The sequence below is a fragment of the Roseovarius sp. MMSF_3350 genome, assembly GCF_030733425.1.
Classification (GTDB): domain Bacteria; phylum Pseudomonadota; class Alphaproteobacteria; order Rhodobacterales; family Rhodobacteraceae; genus Roseovarius.
This window is the reverse complement of record NZ_JASHIZ010000010.1, coordinates 93,603-118,078: the sequence shown is the minus strand read 5'-3', so window position 1 is coordinate 118,078 and position 24,476 is coordinate 93,603. Positions and strand designations below refer to the sequence as shown.

Below are 24,476 nucleotides of genomic sequence, written 5' to 3'. Positions count from 1 at the left end.
CTACAGACTTGAAGCAGGCCAACCCTTGCAGCGATGCCGGTTCCTGCAGATGTCACCATGGTGGCTGCATGTCCAGGTTCGCGGCCAGCTCTTCAAGTCTTCTGGCGGTCTCTGGCTCGATCTCGATCCCCTCACGCGAATTTCTATCGAATGCGTCCCAGCGGGCTTCGCCGGGCAAGCGAACTGAACCGTCCGGGTTGGAAGACGCAATCATCGCGGCCATGGTGTCGAATCGATCGTAATACGCGTCCACGGGCATCCAGTGCTTGATGTCGAACGCCAGGACGAAATGCCCGCTGTTTCCGGCCTGCGGTGCGTCTGCATAGAGCGAGCCGACCTGTTTCGACATCGCAGAGCCGCTCAGGACGCCGGCAAGAACCTCCACGCAAAGCGACAGGCCGAAACCTTTGGCACCGGCTGCCGGCAGCAACGTGCCCTTCAGGGCGAGGGCCGGGTCGGTCACCGGATCACCTGCATCGTCGATCACGAGCCCCGTGGGCAAGTCCAGGCCTTGCCTGCGGTGCGCGCGCAGCGTCGACCCGGCAAGTCCGGCGGTCGACATGTCCACGAGGAGGGCGCGCCCGTTGCGGCGGGGCGCTCCGAAGGCGATCGGGTTTGTGCCCAGCACCGGCGTCACACCGCCATGCGCGGCCACCTTGGCGAAAGAGTTGCTCATGACGAGGGCGATCATGTCGGCCTTGGCGGCTTGGACAAGGAATGCCGCACCGGTGCCGAAAAAGTTGCTTCCGGACACGCTTACGCCGCCGATGCCGGCGGCGCTGGCTAGATCGATCGCATGTTTCATCGCGCGCTGCCCGGCTATCTGCCCGAACCCATCGCCGGCATCCAGAGACCCGACGCCTGACCCCAATTGTTTGAATTGCATGAGGGACGGTGACCGGATCGCGCCCGACCGGACTTTGCTGCAAAGGATGGACAGCCTTTCGCAGCCATGGTTCCTGCGGTCGACGAGGTCGTTCCAGATCAGGTTATCTGCGACGCAACCGGCATCCCTGGGGTCTGCACCGGAACGGACCAGTGCGTCGCGCATGAACTCCGTAAGCATCGCGGGAGAGATTCTGCAGAGCTTGTCTGTCATGTCTGAATCACGCCCATCTTCCGGCGGAACATCGTTTCGAGGATCCGGCTGGCTACGGGCACACCTTCGTCGCGGTTGGCGATAAGGTAATGGTGATGCAATCCCGGTCCGATGTTCACCTCGTGGAAATAGGCGCCATTTTCCTGCATCGGCGCCGTGTGATCGCGCACCATGACGTCCAGCCCCGCAAGGCTGACGTTCAGGTTCCTGACGAGTTGCCCGCCCGCCTCGATGATTCCCGGATTGACAGCGTCACGCACCGAACGATTGTCGCGCGCGGCGTTTTCGTTCACGACATTCTTGACCGCGATCCGCTGCCCCGCACCGGGACGGCCCTTCAGGTCTAGTTTCTGCCGCTGCAGGAAACTGCGGCAATCCACATCCATGTTCAAAGGGTTGAGGGCGACAATTGGTTTTCGGGTCAGCCGATTTCGCGTTTCGCCGTTGATAAGCTGACGCAAGGTGGAGCTTCCGTCTCCGATGACGGTAGGGCGGTCGCGCAGCACGGCATCAAGAAACATGCCATCCAGGTAGAGCAGGCGGAGGCTTGCGCCCTCGAGGATTGGTTCGGTGAGAAGTTTCGAATTGAAACTGGAGGCATGTCTGGCCGCCTGGTTCAACATCTCGTTCGAACGGATGCCCACGCTGACGCCGTTTCCGCCGCCGGTTCCACGCGCCGGCTTGACCACGATTCCGCCCGGATGACGCGCGAGGAACGAGCGCGCCTTGGCCATTTCGCCCAAGGAAAAGACACAGTGATCCGGTACCGGATGCCCCAGCTTCGCAATCAGTTCATAGGTCATGGCCTTGTCCGCCATGACCCGCGTCGTAATCGCGTCGTCCAGCATGAGGTCGGAATGATGCAGGTAGGTGCGAAGCGAACCGGCTGTGATCTGCGTCAGCTCACCGGTCTTTTCGAACCTGGCACCAACATCCTGAGCGGCTTCGGCCCAAAGACGATCATAGAATTCATCGCGCAGGCCTCGAAACTTTCGGCGCTTGAGGACCGCGTCCAGATCCCGCAACTTCAGAATGCGGCGCCTGAGCCTCTCGAAATGGTACTGCACGATCTTTGTAGCCTTGTTCGATTGCTACGCTGGCGTCATTCGTTGAATTGGCAACCCTCGGCGTTCAATTGATCATCAACCCAGGCATTCGAGAACCTGCCGCGCTTGACGTCCGCAACATACTGGCTCATCCGGTCTCGGTTTTCTCTCAGCCGTGCGAGCGTATCGGCGGCGGCCCAACTGGGCACGACGACCACGCCACTCCGATCAGCGCTCACGATGTCACCGGCTTGGACGACAACGCCTCCGAGGCTAATGGGGTAGTTTATCTCGCCCGGGCCGCGGTGAAGCGGGCCAAAAGGCGTGACGCCGATGGCATAGATCGGCAGGCCGCATTCCAGGATGCCGGGCAGGTCGCGAATGAAACCATCGATGACGAAGCCTGCAATTCCGCGGGATTTCGCCTTGTTGGCGATCAGGTCGCCCACAACTGCGGCTGTCTTGCTCTGGCTGGCATCCACGGCGATGATATCTCCCGGCTTGGCGATATCGAGGGCCTTGTGGACCATCAGGTTGTCGCCGGGAAAGACCTTTACGGTGACGACCGTGCCGACAAGGCTGTCTTGGTTCGCCAGGTTCTGAATGTCACTGCCGGTCGTGTACATCCGGTTCAAGGCGTCGGAGACATCCGTCGTCTCGAATTCACGGAAGCCTTCGATGACGTCATCGTCGACACGCGGGAAAGATTTCCTGACCATGAAGCCTGGGCCCGGATTCATCTCGGACGACTTCGGCTTAGCTACGGCACCGTCTCCGGTTTCGAAACAATCCTTTTCCAATTTTCACCAAACTCTCAATAACATACTTGAAGTAGTTCACTAACGTGTCCATCACTGGCACGTTCACCAAGCTTCACCACAATTGCAAATAAAGCAATCAAAATGACAAAAAAAATATCCATTAAAATCTGGCGAGGAGACCACGATTGACCGTACCCAAAGCTGGTGTCCTTTTACTTGGCGGTGGCGAGAACGGCGTTTCTGTCGCGCGGAACCTCTCGGCCCTTGGTATTCACGTCGCGGCGTCCGGCGAACATGGTGCCTGGGTGCTCAACTCCCGTTATTGCGCGAAACGCTATCCAGTGCCCAAGGGGGTTGAATCGGAAAGTTTCTGGAAGGACCTGCTGCAGTCCAACAGCGAACTGGAAGGCTCCGTCATCTTTCCGCTTTGCGACGATTCGATCGGTTTCGTCTGCCGCAACAAGGACTGGCTGGAGCAGCGATACCTTCTGGAGGATTTCGACCCAAAGCTTCGCCTGGCCATGCTGGACAAGAAGGAGACGTTGGAAATCGCAAGGGCCGCGGGGGTGCCGACCCCGAATTTCTGGACCATCAACACCGTCGAAGACCTCGATGCAATTCGGGACAAGATCACTTTTCCCGTCATGGTGAAGCCAATCCACTCGCATCTGTTCACGAGAGTGTTCGGATGCAAACTGTTCATCATCAAAAGCGATTTCAAAGAGGCGCGGGACAAGATCGCACTGGCTCAGTCGCATGGGCTGAACGTCATGCTTGTCGAGATGATACCGGGTCCGGACTCGCTGCTGAGCAGCTACTACACCTATATCGACCAGCACGGCGAAACGTTGTTCGATTACACGAAATGCGTCATCCGGCGCTATCCGATCAATCGCGGCGGCTGCTGCTACCACAAGTCCGTCTTTCTGCCCGAAACCGCAGAGATGGGACGCAAATTTTTCGGCTCCATGCCATGGCGCGGCACCGCGAACATAGAATTCAAAAGGGACGAGCGGGATGGTCAGCTCAAGGTCATCGAGTGCAATCCACGTTTCACCGGCGGCCATGCCCTTGTCACGGCATCTGGCATGAAGATTGATGAATTCATTTATGCGCACCTGACTGGCCAGGAAAAGCCAGAGATGTTCCAGTCCAGCGAAGACATAAGGCTGTGGAACCCCTTGCGCGATACGTTTGCCTCGATCGAGCTCTACCGGCGTGGTGAACTCAGCTTGCGGGATTGGTTTGCGAGCGTCAGGGCCGGCCGGAAGATCTATCCGATGTGGAGCGTGAAGGACCCGCGGCCCGAATTGGCACGTCTGAGATATGTCTCAGGGCGGGTGATTTCCCGAAAGCTCTCGCGTTCGGACGGATAATGCGACCACCACCATTCCTTGTCTCGGCGCGCCCACCAGAAAATTCGTACGAATTTTCTCTACCATGATTCTTCGTACGAAGAATCTCAGCGGCCCTCGGCGCGCCTCAAGGACGGTAGCGCCCGCTCTTGGGATCGACCGCCATCCACTCCGGCAGCCCGATGAAATGCTCCGCCGCCACGATCATCAGGCAGATCCCGATGATCGCGAAGACGAATTTCACCCGCCCCGCGCTTGGCGGGTTCTGCGCCCAGCGCGACATGCGAAACAGCCAGCGCGGGTTCATCGGGCAGGGGCCTTGCCCAGGCGGGCCATGACTTTTTCGCGCGGCATTCCGTGTTTTCCTTGCATTTCGCGGGCCAGTTTACGACACAGACCTGCACCGCCACAAGCCAACGGACCGATCTGCCCGCATGCCTTCCCATTCCGAAACCCGGACGCTGCCCTATACCGCGCAGCAGATGTACGACCTTGTCGCCGATGTCGGCTCCTACCCGGAATTCCTGCCCTGGACGGCCGCCGCCCGCGTGAACAGCGTCACGCCGCAGGATGATGGCAGCAAGGTGATGGAGGCCGATCTGGTGATCAGTTTCCGCGTCTTCCGCGAACGCTTCAGCAGCCGGGTGGTCCTGTGGCCCGAAAGGAAGCGGATCGAGACCGAGTATCTCGATGGCCCGTTCCACCACATGCGCTCGAACTGGGAGTTCCGCGATCTGGACGGGGGCGGTTGCGAGGTTGCCTTCGACGTGGATTTCAGGTTCAAGAACAGGCTGTTGCAGGGCGCGGCGGAGCTGTTCTTCTACGAGGCGATGAAGCGCATCGTGCGCGCCTTCGAGACGCGGGCGGAAAAGCTCTATGGACGGGGTTGAGATCTCCGAACGGCTGGCCGGGTTCGCCCTTGGCCCGGTGAGGGCGCCGGATGCGATGGAAATTCTGCGCCTGTCGCTGCTCGACTGGGCCGCGGTCGGTATCGCCGGACGGGATGAGCCCGTGGCGGGTATCCTGCGCGCGCAGGCAGAGAACGAAGGCGGCCACCCCCAAGCCGGCCTGATCGGCAGCGATCTGCGCGTGCCCGCCCGCATGGCCGCGCTGGTCAACGGCACCATTTCCCACGCGCTTGACTATGACGACACGCATTTTGCCCATATCGGTCACCCGTCCGTGGCCGTCATCCCCGCAGCATTGGCCGTGGGGCAGGCCGTAGGCGCCGCCGGCCCCGCCATGCAGGAGGCCGCGCTGCTCGGTGTCGAGGCGTCCATCCGTGTGGGTATTTGGCTGGGCCGGGCGCATTACCAGGTGGGCTATCACCAGACCGCCACCGCTGGCGCCTTTGGCGCGACACTGGCCGCCGGACGGCTGATGGGGCTGACCGAGGACCAGATGCAGCACGCCATCGGCCTTGTCACTACCCGCGCGTCGGGCATCAAGGCGCAGTTCGGCACCATGGGAAAGCCGATGAACGCGGGCCTTGGCGCCTCGAACGGCGTCGAGGCGGCACAGCTGGCGGCCCGAGGGTTCGTCAGCGCACCGGGCGCGATGGACGGGCAGAACGGGTTTGGGCCCACGCATCACGGCGAAGGGCAGGGCGCGGCGTTCGATACGCTGGGGCAGGACTGGCTGTTCGAAAGCGTTCAGCACAAGTTCCACGCCTGCTGCCACGGTCTGCACGCCACGCTGGAAGCGCTGCGCGACCTCGATGCCGGGGCCGAGGCGGTCGAGCGGGTCGAGATCGCCACCCACCCCCGCTGGCTGAGCGTCTGCAACATCGCCTCGCCCAAAAGCGGGCTTCAGTCCAAATTCAGCTACCGGATGGTTGCCGCCATGGCGCTGTCCGGGCACGACACCGCGCGGCTCGAAAGCTTCGACGACGCGCTGAGCAGGGACGGTGATCTCGCCGTTTTGCGCGAACGGGTCACGGTACAGAGCGACGACAGCCTGACCGAGATGCAGGCGCGCCTGCGTGTCACGCTCAAGGACGGCTCGGTTCAGGACCTTTTCCACGATCTCGACGCCGATCCCGGCCTTGCCGCGCGCCAGAAACGCGTGCGCACCAAGGCCGCGGCCCTGCTGGGCGACGGGCGTGCCGAGGCGATCTGGCAGGCGATCGAGGCCGACGCCCCGCCCGACGAATTCGCCGCGCTTCTGGTCCGATAAGCCGCGCCGCTCAGTCCTTGGGAGAAATCACCGCGCCTTCGGGCAGGTCGACCACGCTGCCATCATATTTGGGCAGGTCGTCGTCGAGCGTCAGCCATGGCAAACGGCGGCTGTAATGCACGTGAAAGGCCGGTCGCACCGCGCCCGGATCCTCCAGCGAGGCCGCATAGACATGCATGTCGCCCGGGTAGTGATCCGCCTCGAAGGCCATCGGCGTGCCGCAGGCGGCGCAGAAATGCCGGTAGGCGCCGGGCGAGCTTTCGCGGGTCGCGGGCGCCGCGCCGGTCCAGCGAAACGCCGCCACCGGCAAGCCCAGCCACGCCACCACCGGAGCGCCGCAATTGCGGCGGCAGTCGTCGCAGTGGCAATAGCACGCCCAGTCGGGCGCGCCCGCGAACTCCCAGCGCGTCGCGCCGCAATGGCAATGGCCGCGTGTCGTCATATCGGAATTCCTGTCCTGAACGCTCGCTGCAGTTTCTATCGCCAGGGCAGGGATCGGGGCAAGATGCTCAGCCCAGCCCCTTGAGCAGCAGCGCCAGCGCATGGTCCCGCGCGGCGGCGCGCACCTCGGCCCGGCCCAAGGCACCGAAATCCACCGTTTCCACCTGCGTCACGCGCCCTACGCGGGCCAGCCCGAAGCAGACGCGCCCCTCGGGCTTGTGTTCCGATCCGCCGGGGCCGGCTATGCCGGTGATCGACACCGCCACGTCCGCCTCGGAATGGTCCAGCGCGCCTTCGGCCATTTCGCGCGCGACCGCTTCGGACACCGCGCCGTGTGCCTGCAGCGTGTCGGCCCGCACGCCCAGCAACTGGCGCTTGGCGGCATTGGAATAGGTGACGAAGCCGCGTTCGACCACGGCCGACGAGCCTGCGATATCCGTCAGCGCGGCCGCCACCATGCCCCCGGTGCAGGACTCGGCCGTGGCGACCATGAGCCCCGCCGCCTTGGCGGCGTTCAGGACGTCCTCGGCGCTCATAGCCCCAGCACCCCGTGCGAGAGCCAGGCGAAGAACATGACGCCCAGCGCCGCGATGAACCCCGCGATCAGGTCGTCCAGCATCACCCCCATCGGCCCGGCCTGCCGGTCGGCCCAGCCCACTGGCCCGGGTTTCCAAATATCGAAGAGGCGGAACAGCAGAAAGGCGGTCACGAACCCCGGCCAGAGCGCCCACAGCGCCGCCCCGGCATGGGTGGCGCCGATCGATACCGGCAGGAAGGCAAGCCATTGCCCGGCCACCTCGTCGATCACGATCTCGCTGGGGTCGTGATTGTCTTTTCCCTTTGTTTCCTGCGCAGTAGCCCACCATCCTAATGCAAACGAGACCACGACTCCCAGGCCCAGCAGCACCGGCCCGCCAATGACATGCAAAAGCGCCGCCACCGCAAGTGCGGCCAGCGAGCCCCAGGTCCCCGGCGCCGGGCGCAGATAACCCACGCCGCCGAAGGTCGCGATGATCTGCGCCGCCCTCATGTGCGCACCAGAGTGGCGACGGCCTGCGCCGCGATGCCTTCGCCCCGGCCGGTAAAGCCCAGCCGCTCGGTCGTGGTGGCCTTTACCGACACGCGGTCCACCTCCAGCCCCATGATCTCGGACACCCGCGCCTGCATCGCTGCGGCGTGCGGGCCGATCTTGGGCGTCTCGCAGATCAGCGTCAGGTCCACGTTGGTGATGCGAAAGCCCTTTTCGGCGGCCAGGCTGGCCGCGTGGGACAGGAAGACATGGCTTTCCGCGCCCTTCCATTGCGGATCGGTGGGCGGAAAGTGCCGGCCTATGTCGCCCTCGGCCATCGCGCCATAGATCGCGTCGGCCAGCGTGTGCAGCCCCACATCGGCGTCCGAATGCCCTTGCAGACCCCGGTCATGCGGGACCGCGACGCCGCACAGCATCACGTGGTCGCCGGGGCCGAAACGGTGCACGTCAAAGCCGGTTCCGGTACGTATGTCCATGGGTCCTCTCAGGATGGTCTCGGCCCGGGCGAAATCCTCGGGCGTGGTGATCTTCAGGTTGCTTTCGCGCCCCGGTAGGATGCGCACCGGAATGCCTGCGGCGCGGGCGACCTCGACATCGTCGGCGGCGCCTTCGGGCGCGGTGGCATGGGCGGCGGCGATCACGTCGCGGGCAAAGCCCTGCGGGGTCTGCGCGCGGTAGAGCCCGGCGCGGGTCTGGGTGCCGGTCACCAGACCGTCCTCGCCCAACCACAGCGCGTCGCTGACCGGCAGGGCCGGGGCCGCCGCCGGGCAGTCGGGCCCGAGTGCCGCGATGACCTCGGCGATCTGGTCCGGGGATACGCAGCACCGCGCCGCGTCGTGGATCAGCACGTGGGTCACGCCCACGCCCTCCAGCGCCGCCAGACCGTTGCAGACCGAGCCCGCCCGCGTGGCCGCACCCTCGGTGACCGTGATCCCGGTCTCGCCACCCAGTTCGCCCGTGTCGTCGGGATGCACCACCACCACGATCCGCTCGACCTCCGGCACCGCGCGGAACGCCGCGAGCGTCCAGTCGATCACCCGTTTGCCGGCCACGTTCTGCCATTGCTTGGGCCGCTCGCCCCCGGCGCGGGTGCCGCGTCCGGCGGCGACGATGATGGCTGCGATGCTCATAAGCTTTGCTTACGCAAGCGGACAGGGGCATGCAATGGCCGCGTCACCGGGGGCTTATGCCTAATTTTTAATCACTCGCAACTTTTTGATTTTAATTTGAGCATGCATAAATTGTGCTTTGTCACGCGTGGCCATAGAACGTCCACATGCTCAATCGTTAGGCACCCATGCTGAACATCGGCCCTCGAAACCTACATCCCCCGGTCCTTCTCGCCCCGCTCGCGGGCATCACCGACCTGCCATTTCGCAGCCTGGTCAGCCGGTTCGGCGCGGGGCTCGTCGTCAGCGAGATGGTCGCGAGCCAGGAAATGGTGCAGTCGAAACCCGGCGTGCGCGAGAAGGCGGAGCTTGGGTTCGACGCCGCCGACACTTCCGTCCAGCTGGCGGGGCGCGAGGCGCATTGGATGGCCGAGGCCGCCCGCCAGGTCGAGGGCAATGGCGCAAGCCTCATCGACATCAACATGGGCTGCCCTGCCAAGAAGGTCACCAGCGCCAGCGGCTCGGGCGCCAGCGGCTCGGCCCTGATGAAGGACCTCGATCATGCGCTTTCGCTGATCGAGGCGGTGGTCGGCGCGGTCTCGATCCCCGTGACGCTGAAAACCCGGCTTGGCTGGGACGACACCAACCTGAACGCGCCGGAGCTGGCCGCGCGCGCGGAAGGGGCAGGGGTGCAGATGATCACCATCCACGGTCGCACGCGCTGTCAGTTCTACAAGGGATATGCCGACTGGGACGCGATCCGCGCGGTGAAGGACGCGGTCAGCATCCCGGTCATCGCCAATGGCGACATCACCGGCACTCCCGCCGCCCGCGACGCGCTGATGAAATCCGGCGCGGATGGCGTCATGATCGGGCGCGGCGCGCAGGGCCGTCCGTGGCTGCTGGCGCAGGTGGCGCACGAGTTGCACGGCACGCCCGCGCCGGAAATCCCGCAAGGCGGCGACCTCGCGCGGCTGGTGCAGGACCATTACGACGCCATGCTGTCCTTTTACGGGCGCGATCTCGGCATCCGCGTCGCCCGCAAGCACCTGGGCTGGTACATGGACGGGCGCGACACGCCCCAGGACTTGCGCAAGCGCATCCTGACCGAGCGTGACCCGGCCAACGTCAACCGCCTGCTCGAGGATGCCATGACCGCCCCGGAAAGGACCGCCGCATGACCGGGATGGACGAAATGGTCTGGACCTCGCTGCCGGTGCCGGGGCTGATCCTCGACGGACAGGACCGCATCGTGCAGATCAACCCCGCCGCCGAAGGCTTCCTGATGACCTCGGCGCGGTCGATCGTCGGTCAGCCGGTATGGGACAAGCTGGCCGTCGACGCCCCCATCGAAGAAGCGCTGGAACGCGCCCGCGAGAAATCCGCGCCGCTGTTCGTCAATGACGTGGACGTGGGCACAGGTGATCGCGCGCCGATGCAGTGCAACCTGCAGATCGCGCCGGTCTCGGGCTGGGACGATCACATGATCCTGCTCATTTCGCCCCGCGAACTGGCGGGCCGCGTGACGCAAAGCCAATCGGTCAAATCCGCCGCCAAGTCCGCCATCGGCATGGCCGAGATGCTGGCCCATGAAATCAAGAACCCGCTGGCGGGCATCACCGGGGCGGCCCAGCTTCTGTCGATGAACCTCGACCAGGACGATCTGGAACTCACCGACCTCATCGTATCGGAAAGCCGCCGTATCGTCGGCCTGCTGGAACAGGTCGAGCAATTCGGCAACGTGAGCCTGCCCAAGCTTCAGGCGGTCAACCTGCATGACGTGCTGGACCGCGCCCGGCGCTCGGCGCTTGTGGGCTTTGCCGCGCACATGACCATTGTCGAGGATTACGACCCCTCGCTGCCGCTGGCGCTGGCCGATCCCGACCAGCTGTTGCAGGTGATCCAGAACCTGTTGAAGAACGCCGCCCAGGCCGCGGGCGACAAGGGCGGAACGATCACCCTGCACAGCTATTACGAGCAATCCCTGCGCGTGCGCCGCGACGGCGGTGGACCCGGCAAGTCGCTGCCTTTGCAGATCGAGGTCATCGACGACGGCCCCGGCCTGCCGCCCGAGATTGCCGGCAATGTGTTCGAGCCGTTCGTCTCGGGCCGCGAGAACGGCACCGGCCTGGGCCTCGCGCTGGCCGCCAAGATCGTCTCGGAACTCGACGGCTGGCTCTCGGTCAACTCGGTGCCGGGACGCACTGTATTCAGGATATCGCTGCCGCGCGCCGGCAAGGACATGGAGGAAAGCTAGATGGATGGCACGGTACTGGTCGCCGATGACGACCGCACGATCCGCACGGTTCTGACACAGGCCCTGACGCGGGCGGGATGCCGGGTGCATGCCACCTCGTCGCTGACCACGCTGATGCGGTGGGTGGGCGAGGGCAAGGGCGACGCGGTGATCACCGATGTCATGATGCCCGATGGCAACGGCCTCGAGATGCTGCCCAAGATCAACCAGGACCGTCCCGGTATGCCGGTCATCGTGATCTCGGCCCAGAACACGATCATGACCGCCATCCAGGCCGAAGAGGCCGCGGCCTTCGACTATCTGCCCAAGCCCTTCGACCTGCCCGACCTGATGAAGCGCACCGCCCGCGCGCTCGATGCACGGACCAAGCGCGCGCCGGCCGAGGTCAAGTCCGAGGACCGCCCCGACGAGTTGCCGCTGGTCGGGCGGACGGCGGCGATGCAGGGGCTCTACCGCGTCGTCGCGCGGCTGATGAATACCGATCTTCCGGTGTTGATTACCGGCGAATCCGGCACCGGCAAGACGCTCATCGCCCGTGCCATCCACGACTTTTCCGACCGGCGCACCCTGCCTTTCGTCACCGTCACGCCGTCGGACCTGGCCGATCTGGAAGGCCCAGCGCGGGTCATGGCCCGTGCCAAGGGCGGCACCATCGTTCTGGACGGGGTCGGCGACCTCAGCACCGATGCGCAGGCGCGCGTGGTGCGGATGATGGACGCGCCCGGCGATCACGTGCCACGCTTCATGGCCACCTCGCTGGGCCGGCTCGCCGACCGGCTGGAAGAGGGCAAGCTGCGCGAGGACCTCTACTATCGCCTCTCCGGCGCCGTGGTCGAGGTGCCGAGCCTGCGCGCCCGGGTCGACGACATTCCGCTGCTGGTGCATCACTTCCTGCTCAAGGCCGAGCGCGAGGGCCATCCGCCCCGCACATTGTCGGAGGACGCGATGGAACTGATGCGCGCCTACAGCTGGCCCGGCAACGTGCGCCAGCTTGAGAACGCGGTCCAGCGCCTGGGGCTGACCGCGCGATCGTCCGAGATCACCCGCTCCGAGGTCGAGGCGGTGCTGGGCAATCAACCAGAGGCCGCCCCGGTGGTGGGCGGCGGCGGAGGCGAGAGCCTCTCGACCTCGATCTCGCGCCACCTGCGCCGCTACTTCGATCTGCACGGCAACACCCTGCCGCCACCGGGCCTTTACGCGCGAATCCTCAAGGAGATGGAGATGCCCCTGATCGAGATCGCGCTCGATGCGACGGGCGGGAATCAGGCCAAATGTGCCGATCTTCTCGGCATTAACCGCAATACATTGCGCAAGAAAATCACCGACCTTGATATTCGCGTGACACGGCGCCGCAAGTTGATGTAAAACTGCAACATCACTGTGGCCCTTTGGAAGCCCTGCCTGGGTCCAAGCCACATCTGGAGGTGCGGCGCATCTCGCGCCACAACCTGATGGGGGGATTGCGTGGCTGCAAAAGCACGCGGACTGACGTGGGAAAAGCTCGGGCGTCTCCGGCGCATGAAGCGGGTGCGCAATGCCGCCGCCTTCAGCCTCGTCGTGCTGGGTCCGGTGCTGGCGCTTCTGACCTACCTCGTCATGGGGCCGCTCGATCAGGGCAGCTCGTCCAACATCCTGCGCATCGTCCTGCTGGCGGACATGGTCTATATCATCATGGTCGCCGCGCTGGTTCTGCAACGCGTGGTCCAGATGGTCGCCGCCCGCCGCCGCAAATCCGCGGGCTCGCGCCTGCACCTGCGCCTGACCGGGGTCTTCGCGCTGATGGCGCTTCTGCCCACGATCACCGTCGCCGTCTTTGCCACGCTGTCCGTGAACATGGGGCTCGAGGCGTGGTTTTCCGACAGGGTGGGGCGCGTGGTGGACAACTCGGTCGCAGCCGCGCAGGCCTACGAGGACGAGCACCGCCGCGACCTGCTGGTCGACGCCCGCGCGCTGGCCTCGCTGATCAACGCCACCAAGCGTGCCGCGGTCTTCCTCGACGATGGCGACATCCGCCAGATCCTGTCGCGCGGCCAGCGCGAGATTCAGCGCGGCCTGCGCGAGGCCTTCGTCATCGACGGCACCGGAGACATCCGTTCGCGCGGCGAACGCTCGTACCTCTTCGACTACGAGGAACCTTCGCGCGAGATGTTCGAGGAGGCCAACGAAGAAGGCGTCGTCATCATCCGCGATTGGGACAACAACGAGTTCCGCGCCCTGTTGCCGCTGGAGGAAATCCCTGACCGCTATCTCTATGTCAGCCGCAATGTCGACGGGGACATCCTAAGCCTTCTGGACGACACGCAGGAAACCGCGCGCTTCTACCAGCAGCGCGAGGACGAGCGCGACCGTGTGCTGTTCGAGTTCGGCGTGCTCTACCTCGGGTTCGCTCTGATCCTGATCCTTGCCGCCGTCTGGCTGGGCATGTGGTTCGCCGAGCGCCTCAGCCGCCCCGTGGGCCGCCTGACCAGCGCCGCGCAGCGCGTCGGCGAGGGGGATCTGGACACGCAGGTGCGCGAAGAGGATGCCGACGACGAGATCGGGATGCTCTCGACCTACTTCAACCAGATGACGCGCCAACTGAAGCAGCAGCGCGACACGCTGCTGACCAACACCGAGCAGATCGAACGCCGCCGGCGGCTCTTCGATTCGGTGCTGGGCTCGGTCTCTTCGGGTGTCGTGGGGCTTGACGCCAAGGGCCGCGTCACCTTCGTCAACCGCGCCGCCGAACGCCTGCTTGATTGGCAAGAGGACCAGCAATCGCTGGCACTCGCCGTTGCCATCCCCGAATTCGGCGCGCTCTTCGAACGGCTGAAGGACAGCAATACCGGCTTCGTGCAGGAAGAGATCAAGGTCAGCCGCACGGGCCGGATGGAGAACCTGCTGGTGCGCATGTCCACCCGCAGCAACGAGGGCGGCCGGCGCGAGGGCTACGTGGTCGCCTTCGACGACGTGACCGACCTGGTGACCGCCCAGCGGATGGCCGCCTGGGGCGACGTCGCCCGCCGCATCGCGCATGAAATCAAGAACCCGCTGACACCGATCCAGCTGTCGGCGGAACGCATCAAGCGCAAGTTCACCCGCGTGCTGGATGACGAACAGGCCGCGAGCCTGGAACAGCTGACCGACGTGGTCGTGCGGCAAACCAACGACCTGCGCCGCATCGTCGACGAGTTTTCCAAGTTCGCCCGCATGCCCGAGCCGCAGACCAAGGTCGAAAGCCTGACGAAGCTGTTGCGCGAGGCCGTCCTGCTGCAGGAGGCCGGCCAGCCCGACGTCACCTTCGAGTCCACGTTCACCGAAGACGCGCTGATGGCCGAGGTCGACGGCACCATGCTGCACCAGGCGCTAACCAACCTGATCAAGAACGCCGGCGAAGCCATTGAAAGCCTTTACGAAAAGGAAGGCGCCGAGGGGCACGTGCCGCAGATCCGCGTCACCAGCACGCGCGAGGACGACACCGCGGTGATCCGCATCTCCGACAACGGCATCGGCCTGCCCGAGGATCGCTCGCGCCTGTTCGAGCCTTACGTGACCACGCGCGAAAAGGGCACCGGCCTCGGCCTGCCCATCGTCAAGAAGATCATCGAGGAACATGGCGGCAGCCTTGCCCTGGAAGACGCCGAACCCTTCGCGCCCGAGGCCCGCCCCGGCGCCATGGCCGTGATCCGCCTTCCCCTGACCCGGGCCGAGGCCGCGCCGGACGCGGACGGCGACTCCGATTTGAACGAATATGACCAACGACAGGCCGTATGAGGTGACCCATGAGTGACATTCTTATTGTCGACGACGAACGCGATATCCGTGAACTGATTTCCGACATCCTGCAGGACGAAGGGTTCACCACGCGCCTCGCCGGCAATTCCGACGAGGCGATGAGCGAGATCCGCGAGCAGCCGCCGGGCCTGCTGATCCTCGATATCTGGCTGAAAGACAGCAACATGGACGGGATCGACATCCTCAAGGCGGTCAAGCGCGACTACCCCGAGGTGCCGGTCGTCATCATCTCGGGCCACGGCAATATCGAGATCGCGGTGGCGGCGATCAAGCAGGGCGCCTACGACTTCATCGAGAAACCCTTCAACATCGACCAGCTGATGGTGGTGATCCGCCGCGGCATGGAAACCAGCCGCCTGCGCCGCGAGAACCTCGCGCTCAAGCGGCAGGGCAGCGGCCCCGCCGACATGCTGGGCGAAAGCCCCGCCTTCCGCACCCTGGTGGGCCAGCTCGACAAGGTCACACGCTCCAACGGTCGGGTCATGCTGTCGGGTCCCGCCGGCTCGGGCAAGGAACTGGCCGCGCGCTACATCCACGCCAATTCCGACCGTGCGGCCGGGCCCTTCGTCTGCGCCGGCTGCGCCTCGATCGAGCCCGACCGGATGGAAGAGGTGCTCTTCGGACGCGAGGCCGAGGACGGCACCGTCACCCCGGGCCTTCTGGAAGAGGCCAATACCGGCGTGATCTATTTCGACGAGGTCGCCGACCTGCCGCTGGGCACGCAAGGCAAGATCCTGCGCGTGCTGGTCGACCAGACCTTCCTGCGGGTGGGCGGCAGCGACAAGGTTCAGGTCGATCTGCGCGTCATCTCCTCCACCTCCCGCAACCTCGAGGCCGAGATCCAGGCCGAACGGTTCCGCCGCGAGCTCTATCACCGTCTCAACGTGGTGCCCATCGCCGTGCCCAGCCTCGAGGACCGGCGCGAGGACATCCCCGTGCTGGCCGGCTACTTTATCGAGAAACTCAACGGCGAACAGGGCCTGCCGATCCGCGCCCTGGGCGACGAGGCGGCGGCCCTCCTGCAGACCATGCGCTGGCCCGGCAACGTGCGCCAGCTGCGCAACGTGATCGAACGCATCCTCATCCTCGGCGACAGCGCGGGCGACATCTCCGCCCGCGAGATCCCCGGCGACAGCGCCACGCCCAGCGACGACGGCCGGGTGGTCCTCTCGGGCACCGTGGCCACCATGCCCCTGCGCGAGGCCCGCGAGGCGTTCGAGCGCGAATATCTGATGACCCAGATCAACCGCTTCGGCGGCAATATCAGTCGCACAGCGGAGTTCGTCGGCATGGAACGCAGCGCGCTGCACCGCAAGCTGAAATCGCTGGGCGTGGTCACCGGCGCCAAGGGCGCGCGCCTCTCGGACGAGGAAGACGAGGGCCATCACGCCGCCACCGGCTGATGCGGTCAGGAGGCCTGCTTCTTCTGGCCATAAATATCCCCGCCGGAGGCATCCCCGAGGCGGCCCCGCCGCCGAGACATCAAGCGCGCCGCAGGCGCTCCTTCAGGTCACGTCGCCCTATTCCGGGTTCACGATCTGGTATTTCCCGCCCCGGATGCGGATCGCACAGGAATTTTCCGTGAGCGGCGGCTGCACCCGCGTCGCGGTGATCACCGTCGCCTCCACCACCTCGGGCGGGCAGGGCTTCAGGCTGACCTTCTGGTACCCCTGGTCGGCCATGCACTGCCTGGCCACCCGCGCCCGCAACCCCTCGTTGGCGTCATAGCTTTCCCACCGTCCCGGCGACAGCAGAACCCGGACCGTCCGGCACTTGCCGGCGCCGTTGCAGATCGGGCGATAGCTGTAGGTCGGCGGGATGAACCGCGTCAGGGTCCGGACCGGCACCTGCCGAAGGGCCGCCACGTCGCATTGCGTGCGGTCGCGCTCGACCCCGCTTACGGGCGCGCCTTCGCGGTAATAGACATTTGTCGGCAGACAGCCCGAAAGCGTCAGGACCACGCAGATCAGAAACGGGACTCGGTACAGGTTCATGGCCACACTCTATGCCGTTTTTCGCGCAGGACAAAGCAATTGACCGTTACCGCCCCATCTGTCATGCAAAGCCCTCGATTGGGTCAAAAAAGGCACCGCCCATGAAGGTCATCATCTGCGGGGCAGGGCAGGTCGGTTGGCAGATCGCACGCCACCTGTCGGGCGAGCGCAACGACGTCACCGTGGTCGACAGCAACCCCGACCTGGTGCGCCGCGCCACCGAGACGCTGGACGTGCAGGGCATCAACGGCTTTGCCAGCTATCCCAACGTGCTCGACCAGGCCGGCGCGCGCGATGCCGACATGATCATCGCCGCCACCCATTCGGACGAGGTCAACATGGTCACCTGCCAGGTGGCGCACTCGGTCTTTTCCATCAACCGAAAGATCGCCCGCCTGCGGTCGCAATCCTATCTCGACGCCATCTACTCGGACCTCTACCGCCGCGACCACATGCCCATTGACGTCGTGATCTCGCCAGAGCGCGAGGTGGCCGAGGCCGCGCTGCAACGCCTTGCCGCCCCCGCCGCCTTCGACACCGAAACATTCATGGAAGGCCGCGCCCAGCTTCTGGGCCTGCGGATCGACGAGGATTGCCCGATCGTCAACACGCCCCTGCGGCAGTTGACCGATCTTTTCTCGACGCTCGAGGTGGTGGTGCTGGCCATCCGCCGCGACGGCAAGCTTTTCGCGCCCGAGGCCGAGGACCAGCTTTTCGTCGGCGACGACGCCTATGTCTTTGCCCCCACCGAGGACGTGCCGCGCACGATGGAGGTGTTCGGCAAGACCTCGCAGACCCAGGAACGGCTGGTCATCATCGGCGGCGGCAATATCGGCCTCAGCGTCGCCAAGCGGATCGAGAAGCGCGGCAAGCGCACCCGCGTCAAGGTGATCGAGCGCGACCGCAAGGTGGCCGAACGCGCCGCCGACGCGCTGGAACGCACCATCGTGCTCAACGGCGACGGTCTCGACGCGCAACTGCTGGCCGAGGCCAACATCTCGCGCACCGATGCGGTGCTGGCCGTCACCGACGACGACAAGACCAACATGCTGGCCGCCGTGCGCGCCAAGGCCGAGGGCTGCCCCTTTGCCATCGCCCTGATCAACGACCCTACATTGCTGCCGATGATGGAGCCCCTGGGCATCGACGCCTACATCAACCCGCGCTCCACCACCGTCAGTTCGATCCTGCGCCATGTCCGGCACGGGCGGGTGCGCTCGGTCTATTCCATCGGCGATGCCGAGGCCGAGGTGATCGAGGCCGAGGTCATGTCCACCTCAAACATCGCCGGGGCCGCCATCCGCGAGATCGACTTTCCCGAAGGCGTGCTCGTCGGGGGTGTGTTGCGCGAGGACAAGGTGCTGAAACCCTCCGGCACCATGCGGATCGAAGCCGGTGACGTGGTGGTGATCTTCGCGCTGGCGTCCGACGTGAACCGGGTGGAACAGCTCCTGCAGGTCTCGATTGATTTCTTCTGAGACATCGTCGCCGGGCCTGACGGCCCGCATCCTGCGGTTCCCGCTCATTCTCGTGCTGACCGGAATCGCCAGCATCGCCATGCTGGGCCCTGCGCTTCATGCGTTTTGGCAGGACGATCATTCCGTCGCCCGCGCGTTTCTCTATTCCAGCGTGCTGGGCGTCACCTTTCTCGTGCTGGTGGGTCTTGCGATCGCGGGCCGCCGAAGCCAGGACAATTCGGACATCCAGAACCTGGCCTCGCTGGCGCTGGCCTATACCGCTTTGCCGGTGTTTCTGGCGCTGCCCTTTTACGAGGGGCTGGAGACCACGCGCTTTCTCAACGCCTATGTCGAGATGGTGTCGTGCCTGACCACCACCGGCGCCACGCTTTTCGACAATCCTGCCCGCCTGGTCGACAGCCTGCATCTGTGGCGCGGCATGGTCGGCTGGTTCGGCGGGCTTCTGATCTGGATCGCGGCCTCGGCCGTGCTGGCGCCGATGAACCTCGGCGGGTTCGAGATTACCGTCTCCGCCGAACCGGGGCAGGGCGAGGACGCGCTCAGCCGCTTTCGGCGCGCCAGTTCCGCCCGGCGAATCGCACAAAGCACGAAGGTGCTTGCGCCGGTCTATATCGGGCTGACCGGCGTGCTCTGGCTGATGCTGATGCTGGGCGGCGACCGACCGCTTGTGGCGGCCGTGCACGCCATGTCCACCCTCGCCACCAGCGGCATCTCCGCCGTCGGCGGGGTCGAGAACGCCGGCAGCGGCTACGGCGGCGAGATCGTGATCTTTCTCTTCATGTTCTTCGCCCTGTCACGCCTGACGTTTTCGTCCGACACCCTGACAAGCCGCTCCACCAGCGTCTTGCACGACCCCGAGTTCCGCATCGGCACCGCGCTGGTTCTCGGGGTGCCGCTCATCCTCTTTTCGCGCCACTGGCTGGGCGCCTTCGACGTCGACCAGGTCGAGGATTTCGGCCAGGCGCTTCAGGCGCTCTGGGGCGGCACCTTCACCGTCATGTCGTTCCTGTCGACCACCGGCTTTCAAAGTGCGGCGTGGGAAGCTGCGCAATCCTGGTCGGGGCTCGGCACGCCGGGCCTGCTGCTCATGGGGCTGGCGATGTTCGGCGGCGGCGTGGCCACCACGGCGGGGGGCGTGAAACTCCTGCGGATCTACGCGCTCTACCTGCACGGCCAGCGCGAGATGGAGCGGCTGATCCACCCCTCGTCGGTAGGGCGCGCCGGCGTCCACACCCGCCGCATGCGCCGCGAGGGCGCGTTCGTCGCTTGGATCTTCTTCATGCTCTTCGCCCTGTCGCTGGCGCTGGTGACCGTCCTTATGGCGGCCGTCGGGGAAGACCTGCAAAACGCGATCGTGCTGTCGACCGCGGCGCTGGCCACCGCGGGCCCGCTCACCCAGGTCGGCGCCGACGCGCCCATCGGCCTGCTGGAGATGCGCCCGGCGGCCAAGCTGGTCTTTTCCGCCGCGATGGTGCTGGGGCGGATGGAAACCCTGGCCCTCATCGCGCTTTTCAACCCCAGCCTGTGGCGCCGCTGACGCCCGGCAATATCGGCGCCGCGGGGCCGTGGTGTCACAGGCCTGAAACATCGCCCGGGCAAGACACCGCAACGAATTGATTTTTGGGCTGGAAACTCGGAAACGCGCACTCCATACTCGCCGCTGAGGGAGAAAGGGGCGAGTGAAGGCCCCTCGCAAGAACAAAGGCTATAAAAACAATGGCAACAGACCGACAAAACCTGCAAGACGCATTTCTGAATCAGGTTCGCAAGACCAAGATCCCGGTCACCGTTTTCCTGATCAATGGCGTCAAGCTGCAAGGTGTCATCACCTGGTTCGACAATTTCTGCATCCTGCTGCGCCGCGACGGGCAGTCACAGCTTGTCTACAAGCATGCCGTGTCCACCATCATGCCGTCCCAGCCGGTCAGCCTTTATGAGGGCGACGACGCGTCTTGACGCTCACCGAACGCTCGGACACCCGCGCCTGGGTCCTGCACCCGGACATTCCCAGTTCAGACCGAGACCGTGACCCGGCGCTCGCGCTCGAAGAAGCCGTGTCTCTGGGCCATGCCCTGCCGGGGCTCGAGGTTCTGGGCGGCTCGGTTGTGCGCCTGCGCGACCCGCATCCCGGCATGCTCTTCGGCAAGGGCAAGCTGGCCGAGCTGCAGGCGCTGGTAGAGGAAAACGAGGTCGAGCTGGTTCTGATCGACGGGCCCGTTTCGCCTGTGCAGCAGCGCAACCTGGAAAAGAAGCTGGGCGTCAAACTGCTCGACCGCACCGGACTGATCCTCGAGATCTTCTCGGACCGCGCCGCCACCCGCGAAGGCGTGTTACAGGTCGAAATGGCCGCCCTCAGCTATCAGCGCACCCGTCTTGTCCGAGCCTGGACCCACCTGGAACGCCAGCGCGGGGGATTGGGCTTTGTCGGCGGGCCGGGCGAGACCCAGATCGAGGCGGACAGGCGGGCCATCGACGAACAACTCGTCCGCCTGCGCCGCCAGCTGGAAAAGGTCGTGAAAACCCGCACCCTGCACCGTGCGGCGCGCGCCAAGGTGCCGTTTCCGATCGTGGCGCTGGTGGGCTACACCAACGCCGGCAAGTCCACGCTCTTCAACCACCTCACGGGGGCCGAGGTCATGGCCAAGGACATGCTCTTTGCCACGCTCGACCCCACGATGCGCAAAATCGCCCTGCCGGGCGGCGGCCCCGAGGTGATCCTGTCCGATACCGTGGGCTTCATCTCCGATCTGCCCACGGAACTGGTCGCCGCCTTCCGCGCCACACTCGAGGAGGTGCTGGCCGCCGACCTGATCGTCCATGTCCGCGACATCTCGCACCCCGAGACCGAGGACCAGGCCGGCGACGTGCGCGAGATCCTCATCAGCCTCGGCGTGCTCGAGACCACGCCACAGATCGAGGTCTGGAACAAGATCGACCGCCTGACGCCGGAGGACCGCACCCTGGTCGAGAACCGCGCCGCGCGGCTTGAAAACGTGCAGCTTCTGTCGGCCATCACCGGAGAAGGCATGGATGCGCTCAGCGACACGATCATCACCCGGCTGGCGGGCACCACACGTGTCGAGACGGTCACGCTGGGCTTCGACGCGGGGCGCAAACGCGCCTGGCTCTTCGAGAAGGGGCTGGTCGAGGACGAGGTGCAGGACGAGGACGGCTATACCCTGACCGTGCGCTGGAACGAGACGCAGAAGTCGCAGTTCGACGGTCTGTGATCCCCGCACCGATGCTGTGCGCCGCCGCGCGTCCCTCGCACTGTCGTGATTTGCGAAACCTGGGCGCGCGCCCGATCTAGGACGCGTATCAGGCCCGACAAAGGATGCAGACCATGGCGAAAACCTTCCACCAACTGGCATTCACCGACGCCGTCCGCGCCATGCAGGAAAAGCAGGGCTCTGCCGCGATGTATGCCCGCAGCCTTGGTCCCGACGCCCCCGCCGACGACCGTCTCGGCCCGAACGAGGCACAGTTCATCGCCCTGCGCGACGGGTTCTACCAGGCCACGGTCAGCGCCACGGGCTGGCCCTATGTCCAGTTCCGCGGCGGCCCGCGCGGTTTTCTCAAGGTGCTGGACGACAAGACGCTGGGCTATGCGGATTATCGCGGCAACCGGCAGTATATCTCCACCGGCAACCTGGCGGAGAACGACCGTATCTCTCTTATCCTGATGGATTATCCCAACCAGGCGCGGCTCAAAATCCTGGGGCGCGTGCAACTCAGCGACGACCCCGATCTGATCTCGCGGTTGACGGATGACGGCTACAAGGCGCGCCCCGAGCGGGCCGTCGTCATCACCGTCGAAGGGTTCGACTGGAACTGCCCGCAGCATATTCCGGTCCGCCTGACGGTCGAGGAACTGGGCCCGATCCTCGAACCCTTTCAACAGGAGCTGGCCAGCCTGCGCGCAGAGAACGCCGCACTCAAGGCCCGGCTGGAGGCAGCTCAGTCACTGTGAACCAGCCGCAGGTAGGGCCGCTCGCTGGGATGTGACAGCGGCGCGGGCCGCTCGCGCCGCGGCGCCGGGGCAGGGGGCGACAACGGCGCCTGGTCTTCCGCTAACCCGGTGGCTTCGGGTTCGGTCAGGTCCACCGGCGTCACCTTGCACGCAACGATGCGGAACCGGCGCGGCGTGTTGCCGATCGGCCCCGAGGACACCAAACAGCCCAGCGCGCGCGAGATATCCCCCAGGTCGCTGCGCAGCGGCAGGACGATCAGCGTCGCGGCCATCGCCGCGCGGCGGAGGCCGCCGGGCGCGCTCAGGTCCAGGCGCAGCGTCGCGGGCCGCTCGAACAGGTCCACCATCGCGTCGGCCAGTTGTCCCCGGTCTTCGGGTGCGATCAGCGACGACAGGGGCATGCCGCGCACTTCCATGCCCATCACGTCCGACAGATGCGTGCCGGCGATGCGCAGCCGCGCGATGCCGGGCGCGACCTTTTCCGCAATGAACGCGTTACTCAGCAGGCTCTCGATGCCGCGCGGGTCGATCTCGGTGCGCAGCGGCACGTCGCCGCCCCGGCGCATCCCCGACCAGTAGCTTACGAATTTCCGCAGGTCGGCCTCGCGGTCCGCCCGCCGTGGCCCGCTGCCGGAGCGCCAAAGGTCGGTGCTCTTGTCCGGAAACGAGCTTCCAGAATCATCCTTCATCGATCTTCCCCATCCGGCGCGCGGCCGGTTTCACCACCGTAATTCGGATCCGGACACGGGCGCTGCCCGCCCGGATCGTTCGGTCGAGCCCCACGCCTGGTCCCCCGGTACCAACCCGCGGTCCGATCAACTTGAATCAGAAGCGGCCCGACCTGGAGCAATTGTGCCATATTTCTGCCTGATTTGTTTATTTTTCTTACCGATTGGTTAATTCCTCGCTGCGCGTACCGCTTGCGAAGGGGGCGCCGACGCACTAGGAAACCTTCGCAGGAACGGGCATTTCATGGCCCCGCCGCAAAGGACCAACACCCGTGACACATGCGCCCCCTCAGCTCAATTCCATGACCGGCTTTGCTGCGGGGCAGGGCGCGCAGGGGCGCTTCGGCTGGACATGGGACCTGCGCGCGGTCAACGGGCGCGGGCTCGACCTGCGCTTGCGCGTGCCCGATTGGATCGAGGGGCTCGAGGCCGGCCTGCGCGCGCGGCTGACTGCGACGCTCGGGCGCGGCAACGTCACCCTGTCGCTGAAGCTTCAGGCCCAGGACGGCGGCTCCAGCGCCCGGCTCGACGAGGCACAGCTCGGCGTGGTGCTGACCGCCATGACCCGGATCGAGGCGCGAGCCATGGAAATGGGCCTGTCGCTCGCGCCGGCCAACGCCGCCGACGTGCTGGCCCTCCGCGGCGTCTTCGAGCCCGGCACCCAGGACGAGGATACCGCCGCACTCGGCAAGGCGCTACTGGCCGATTTCGAAACCGTTCTCAGCAGCTTCCTGACCATGCGCCGCCGCGAAGGCGCGGCGCTGGCCGAGGTGCTGACCGGCCAGTTGACCCGCATTGCCGAGCTGACAGACGCCGCCGCCGCCGCCGCCGAGGCCCGCCGCCCCGAGACCGAGGCGAATTTCCGCGCCGCGCTTCAGCGCGTGATGGACAATGCCGACGGCGTCGACGAGGCCCGCATCGCCCAGGAACTGGCGGTACTGGCCGTGAAGACCGACGTCACCGAGGAAATCGACCGCCTGCGCAGCCACGTCGCCGCCGCCCGCGACCTGATCGCCGGCGGCAGCCCCGCGGGCCGCAAGCTCGACTTTCTCGCGCAGGAGTTCAACCGCGAGGCCAACACGCTGTGTTCCAAGGCACAGAACAGCGAGTTGACGAGCGTGGGGCTGGAACTGAAAAGCGTGATCGAACAGATGCGCGAACAGGTGCAGAATGTGGAGTGACCTGCAAAACAGCGTTTTGCAGGTCATCCCGGACTTGATCCGGGATCTCCCGGCAATTTCGCACCACCCCGTCCCGGG

24 protein-coding genes are annotated in these 24,476 nt (G+C 65.4%); 14 read left to right on the top strand and 10 right to left on the bottom strand.

From position 1 onward, the window contains the following. Positions 1 to 52: 52 nt before the first annotated feature. From RBB31_RS11475 to RBB31_RS11465, 3 genes are read right to left on the bottom strand one after another with little or no spacing between them, the layout of a single operon-like run. Positions 53 to 1,066, bottom strand: coding sequence for an Ldh family oxidoreductase (locus tag RBB31_RS11475; RefSeq protein ID WP_306129460.1), 1,014 nt, complete (start codon positions 1,064 to 1,066; stop codon positions 53 to 55). Positions 1,067 to 1,095: 29 nt separating this feature from the next. After that, a complete protein-coding gene (locus RBB31_RS11470) occupies positions 1,096 to 2,166 on the bottom strand; it encodes a hypothetical protein (protein ID WP_306129431.1) in 1,071 nt (356 codons plus the stop codon). A gap of 35 nt (positions 2,167 to 2,201) precedes the next feature. Continuing rightward, a complete protein-coding gene (locus RBB31_RS11465) occupies positions 2,202 to 2,864 on the bottom strand; it encodes an RraA family protein (RefSeq protein ID WP_306129430.1) in 663 nt (220 codons plus the stop codon). 227 nt (positions 2,865 to 3,091) lie between these two features. On the opposite strand from RBB31_RS11465, the gene RBB31_RS11460 reads away from it, so the two are divergent. After that, a complete protein-coding gene (locus RBB31_RS11460) occupies positions 3,092 to 4,282 on the top strand; it encodes a hypothetical protein (RefSeq protein ID WP_306129429.1) in 1,191 nt (396 codons plus the stop codon). Between the two features lie 106 nt (positions 4,283 to 4,388). Here the strand turns inward: RBB31_RS11460 and RBB31_RS11455 are convergent, their stop codons facing one another. Further along, complete coding sequence (locus RBB31_RS11455; protein WP_306129428.1) at positions 4,389 to 4,568, bottom strand: hypothetical protein; 180 nt, start codon at positions 4,566 to 4,568, stop codon at positions 4,389 to 4,391. Positions 4,569 to 4,695: 127 nt separating this feature from the next. Here RBB31_RS11455 and RBB31_RS11450 point away from each other — a divergent pair, with 127 nt between their 5' ends. After that, the gene (locus tag RBB31_RS11450; RefSeq protein ID WP_306129427.1) at positions 4,696 to 5,151 is read left to right on the top strand and encodes a type II toxin-antitoxin system RatA family toxin; all 456 of its coding nucleotides are present in this window, start codon (positions 4,696 to 4,698) and stop codon (positions 5,149 to 5,151) included. Continuing rightward, positions 5,138 to 6,436, top strand: a complete 1,299-nt coding sequence (locus RBB31_RS11445) for an MmgE/PrpD family protein (RefSeq protein ID WP_306129426.1) — start codon at positions 5,138 to 5,140, stop codon at positions 6,434 to 6,436. Before RBB31_RS11450 ends, RBB31_RS11445 begins: the two co-directional genes overlap by 14 nt. Before the next feature lie 10 nt (positions 6,437 to 6,446). Here RBB31_RS11445 and RBB31_RS11440 read toward each other — a convergent pair whose 3' ends face one another. From RBB31_RS11440 to RBB31_RS11425, 4 genes are all read right to left on the bottom strand, one after another. After that, positions 6,447 to 6,878, bottom strand: coding sequence for a GFA family protein (locus tag RBB31_RS11440; protein WP_306129425.1), 432 nt, complete (start codon positions 6,876 to 6,878; stop codon positions 6,447 to 6,449). Between the two features lie 67 nt (positions 6,879 to 6,945). Further along, on the bottom strand, positions 6,946 to 7,413 hold the full coding sequence (locus tag RBB31_RS11435) for a CinA family protein (RefSeq protein WP_306129424.1): 468 nt from the start codon (positions 7,411 to 7,413) through the stop codon (positions 6,946 to 6,948). Beyond that, positions 7,410 to 7,907, bottom strand: coding sequence for a phosphatidylglycerophosphatase A (locus RBB31_RS11430; RefSeq protein ID WP_306129423.1), 498 nt, complete (start codon positions 7,905 to 7,907; stop codon positions 7,410 to 7,412). Before RBB31_RS11430 ends, RBB31_RS11435 begins: the two co-directional genes overlap by 4 nt. Continuing rightward, positions 7,904 to 9,037 carry a bifunctional 2-C-methyl-D-erythritol 4-phosphate cytidylyltransferase/2-C-methyl-D-erythritol 2,4-cyclodiphosphate synthase gene (locus tag RBB31_RS11425; protein WP_306129422.1) on the bottom strand — a complete coding sequence of 378 codons (1,134 nt, stop codon included), beginning with the start codon at positions 9,035 to 9,037 and terminating at the stop codon, positions 7,904 to 7,906. Before RBB31_RS11425 ends, RBB31_RS11430 begins: the two co-directional genes overlap by 4 nt. Positions 9,038 to 9,204: 167 nt before the next feature. Between RBB31_RS11425 and dusB the strand changes: the two genes are divergently transcribed. The 5 genes from dusB (at position 9,205) to RBB31_RS11400 (ending at position 16,450) form a co-directional block, all read left to right on the top strand. After that, complete coding sequence (gene dusB / locus RBB31_RS11420; protein ID WP_306129421.1) at positions 9,205 to 10,197, top strand: tRNA dihydrouridine synthase DusB; 993 nt, start codon at positions 9,205 to 9,207, stop codon at positions 10,195 to 10,197. After that, positions 10,194 to 11,273, top strand: coding sequence for a nitrogen regulation protein NR(II) (locus RBB31_RS11415; RefSeq protein WP_306129420.1), 1,080 nt, complete (start codon positions 10,194 to 10,196; stop codon positions 11,271 to 11,273). Before dusB ends, RBB31_RS11415 begins: the two co-directional genes overlap by 4 nt. Next, positions 11,274 to 12,638 carry a response regulator gene (locus RBB31_RS11410; RefSeq protein ID WP_306129419.1) on the top strand — a complete coding sequence of 455 codons (1,365 nt, stop codon included), beginning with the start codon at positions 11,274 to 11,276 and terminating at the stop codon, positions 12,636 to 12,638. It begins immediately after the preceding gene. Between the two features lie 153 nt (positions 12,639 to 12,791). After that, on the top strand, positions 12,792 to 15,026 hold the full coding sequence (locus RBB31_RS11405; protein ID WP_306129459.1) for a PAS domain-containing sensor histidine kinase: 2,235 nt from the start codon (positions 12,792 to 12,794) through the stop codon (positions 15,024 to 15,026). Positions 15,027 to 15,034: 8 nt separating this feature from the next. Further along, on the top strand, positions 15,035 to 16,450 hold the full coding sequence (locus tag RBB31_RS11400) for a sigma-54 dependent transcriptional regulator (protein WP_306129418.1): 1,416 nt from the start codon (positions 15,035 to 15,037) through the stop codon (positions 16,448 to 16,450). A 117-nt stretch (positions 16,451 to 16,567) separates the two neighbouring features. On the opposite strand, the gene RBB31_RS11395 is transcribed toward RBB31_RS11400, so the two are convergent. Beyond that, positions 16,568 to 17,041: a hypothetical protein gene (locus tag RBB31_RS11395; protein WP_306129417.1), complete on the bottom strand. Its 474-nt coding sequence runs from the start codon at positions 17,039 to 17,041 to the stop codon at positions 16,568 to 16,570. 101 nt (positions 17,042 to 17,142) lie between these two features. Here RBB31_RS11395 and trkA point away from each other — a divergent pair, with 101 nt between their 5' ends. The 5 genes from trkA to RBB31_RS11370 all read left to right on the top strand — a co-directional run bounded on the left by trkA (position 17,143) and on the right by RBB31_RS11370 (position 22,489). Continuing rightward, positions 17,143 to 18,519 carry a Trk system potassium transporter TrkA gene (gene trkA / locus RBB31_RS11390; RefSeq protein WP_306129416.1) on the top strand — a complete coding sequence of 459 codons (1,377 nt, stop codon included), beginning with the start codon at positions 17,143 to 17,145 and terminating at the stop codon, positions 18,517 to 18,519. Positions 18,520 to 18,535: 16 nt separating this feature from the next. After that, positions 18,536 to 20,056: a TrkH family potassium uptake protein gene (locus RBB31_RS11385; protein WP_306129458.1), complete on the top strand. Its 1,521-nt coding sequence runs from the start codon at positions 18,536 to 18,538 to the stop codon at positions 20,054 to 20,056. A 179-nt stretch (positions 20,057 to 20,235) separates the two neighbouring features. Beyond that, a complete protein-coding gene (hfq, locus tag RBB31_RS11380) occupies positions 20,236 to 20,475 on the top strand; it encodes an RNA chaperone Hfq (RefSeq protein WP_306129415.1) in 240 nt (79 codons plus the stop codon). Next, positions 20,472 to 21,749, top strand: a complete 1,278-nt coding sequence (hflX, locus tag RBB31_RS11375) for a GTPase HflX (protein ID WP_306129414.1) — start codon at positions 20,472 to 20,474, stop codon at positions 21,747 to 21,749. The genes hfq and hflX overlap by 4 nt, the downstream gene beginning before the upstream one ends. 113 nt (positions 21,750 to 21,862) lie before the next feature. Beyond that, positions 21,863 to 22,489 carry a pyridoxamine 5'-phosphate oxidase family protein gene (locus tag RBB31_RS11370; RefSeq protein WP_306129413.1) on the top strand — a complete coding sequence of 209 codons (627 nt, stop codon included), beginning with the start codon at positions 21,863 to 21,865 and terminating at the stop codon, positions 22,487 to 22,489. Here the strand turns inward: RBB31_RS11370 and RBB31_RS11365 are convergent. Beyond that, on the bottom strand, positions 22,477 to 23,178 hold the full coding sequence (locus RBB31_RS11365) for a PAS domain-containing protein (protein WP_306129412.1): 702 nt from the start codon (positions 23,176 to 23,178) through the stop codon (positions 22,477 to 22,479). The genes RBB31_RS11370 and RBB31_RS11365 overlap by 13 nt on opposite strands. A gap of 341 nt (positions 23,179 to 23,519) precedes the next feature. Between RBB31_RS11365 and RBB31_RS11360 the strand changes: the two genes are divergently transcribed. After that, positions 23,520 to 24,398 carry a YicC/YloC family endoribonuclease gene (locus tag RBB31_RS11360; RefSeq protein ID WP_306129457.1) on the top strand — a complete coding sequence of 293 codons (879 nt, stop codon included), beginning with the start codon at positions 23,520 to 23,522 and terminating at the stop codon, positions 24,396 to 24,398. The last annotated feature ends 78 nt before the right edge of the window (positions 24,399 to 24,476 follow it).

Coding starts and splice junctions, on each gene's coding strand:
- RBB31_RS11475 (WP_306129460.1), bottom strand. CDS start 1,066: ATGCTTACGGAGTTCATGCGCGACGCACTGGTCCGTTCCGGTGCAGAC.
- RBB31_RS11465 (WP_306129430.1), bottom strand. CDS start 2,864: ATGGTCAGGAAATCTTTCCCGCGTGTCGACGATGACGTCATCGAAGGC.
- RBB31_RS11455 (WP_306129428.1), bottom strand. CDS start 4,568: ATGAACCCGCGCTGGCTGTTTCGCATGTCGCGCTGGGCGCAGAACCCG.
- RBB31_RS11450 (WP_306129427.1), top strand. CDS start 4,696: ATGCCTTCCCATTCCGAAACCCGGACGCTGCCCTATACCGCGCAGCAG.
- RBB31_RS11445 (WP_306129426.1), top strand. CDS start 5,138: ATGGACGGGGTTGAGATCTCCGAACGGCTGGCCGGGTTCGCCCTTGGC.
- RBB31_RS11440 (WP_306129425.1), bottom strand. CDS start 6,878: ATGACGACACGCGGCCATTGCCATTGCGGCGCGACGCGCTGGGAGTTC.
- RBB31_RS11435 (WP_306129424.1), bottom strand. CDS start 7,413: ATGAGCGCCGAGGACGTCCTGAACGCCGCCAAGGCGGCGGGGCTCATG.
- RBB31_RS11430 (WP_306129423.1), bottom strand. CDS start 7,907: ATGAGGGCGGCGCAGATCATCGCGACCTTCGGCGGCGTGGGTTATCTG.
- RBB31_RS11425 (WP_306129422.1), bottom strand. CDS start 9,037: ATGAGCATCGCAGCCATCATCGTCGCCGCCGGACGCGGCACCCGCGCC.
- dusB (WP_306129421.1), top strand. CDS start 9,205: ATGCTGAACATCGGCCCTCGAAACCTACATCCCCCGGTCCTTCTCGCC.
- RBB31_RS11415 (WP_306129420.1), top strand. CDS start 10,194: ATGACCGGGATGGACGAAATGGTCTGGACCTCGCTGCCGGTGCCGGGG.
- RBB31_RS11410 (WP_306129419.1), top strand. CDS start 11,274: ATGGATGGCACGGTACTGGTCGCCGATGACGACCGCACGATCCGCACG.
- RBB31_RS11405 (WP_306129459.1), top strand. CDS start 12,792: ATGAAGCGGGTGCGCAATGCCGCCGCCTTCAGCCTCGTCGTGCTGGGT.
- RBB31_RS11400 (WP_306129418.1), top strand. CDS start 15,035: ATGAGTGACATTCTTATTGTCGACGACGAACGCGATATCCGTGAACTG.
- RBB31_RS11395 (WP_306129417.1), bottom strand. CDS start 17,041: ATGAACCTGTACCGAGTCCCGTTTCTGATCTGCGTGGTCCTGACGCTT.
- trkA (WP_306129416.1), top strand. CDS start 17,143: ATGAAGGTCATCATCTGCGGGGCAGGGCAGGTCGGTTGGCAGATCGCA.
- hfq (WP_306129415.1), top strand. CDS start 20,236: ATGGCAACAGACCGACAAAACCTGCAAGACGCATTTCTGAATCAGGTT.
- RBB31_RS11370 (WP_306129413.1), top strand. CDS start 21,863: ATGGCGAAAACCTTCCACCAACTGGCATTCACCGACGCCGTCCGCGCC.
- RBB31_RS11365 (WP_306129412.1), bottom strand. CDS start 23,178: ATGAAGGATGATTCTGGAAGCTCGTTTCCGGACAAGAGCACCGACCTT.
- RBB31_RS11360 (WP_306129457.1), top strand. CDS start 23,520: ATGACCGGCTTTGCTGCGGGGCAGGGCGCGCAGGGGCGCTTCGGCTGG.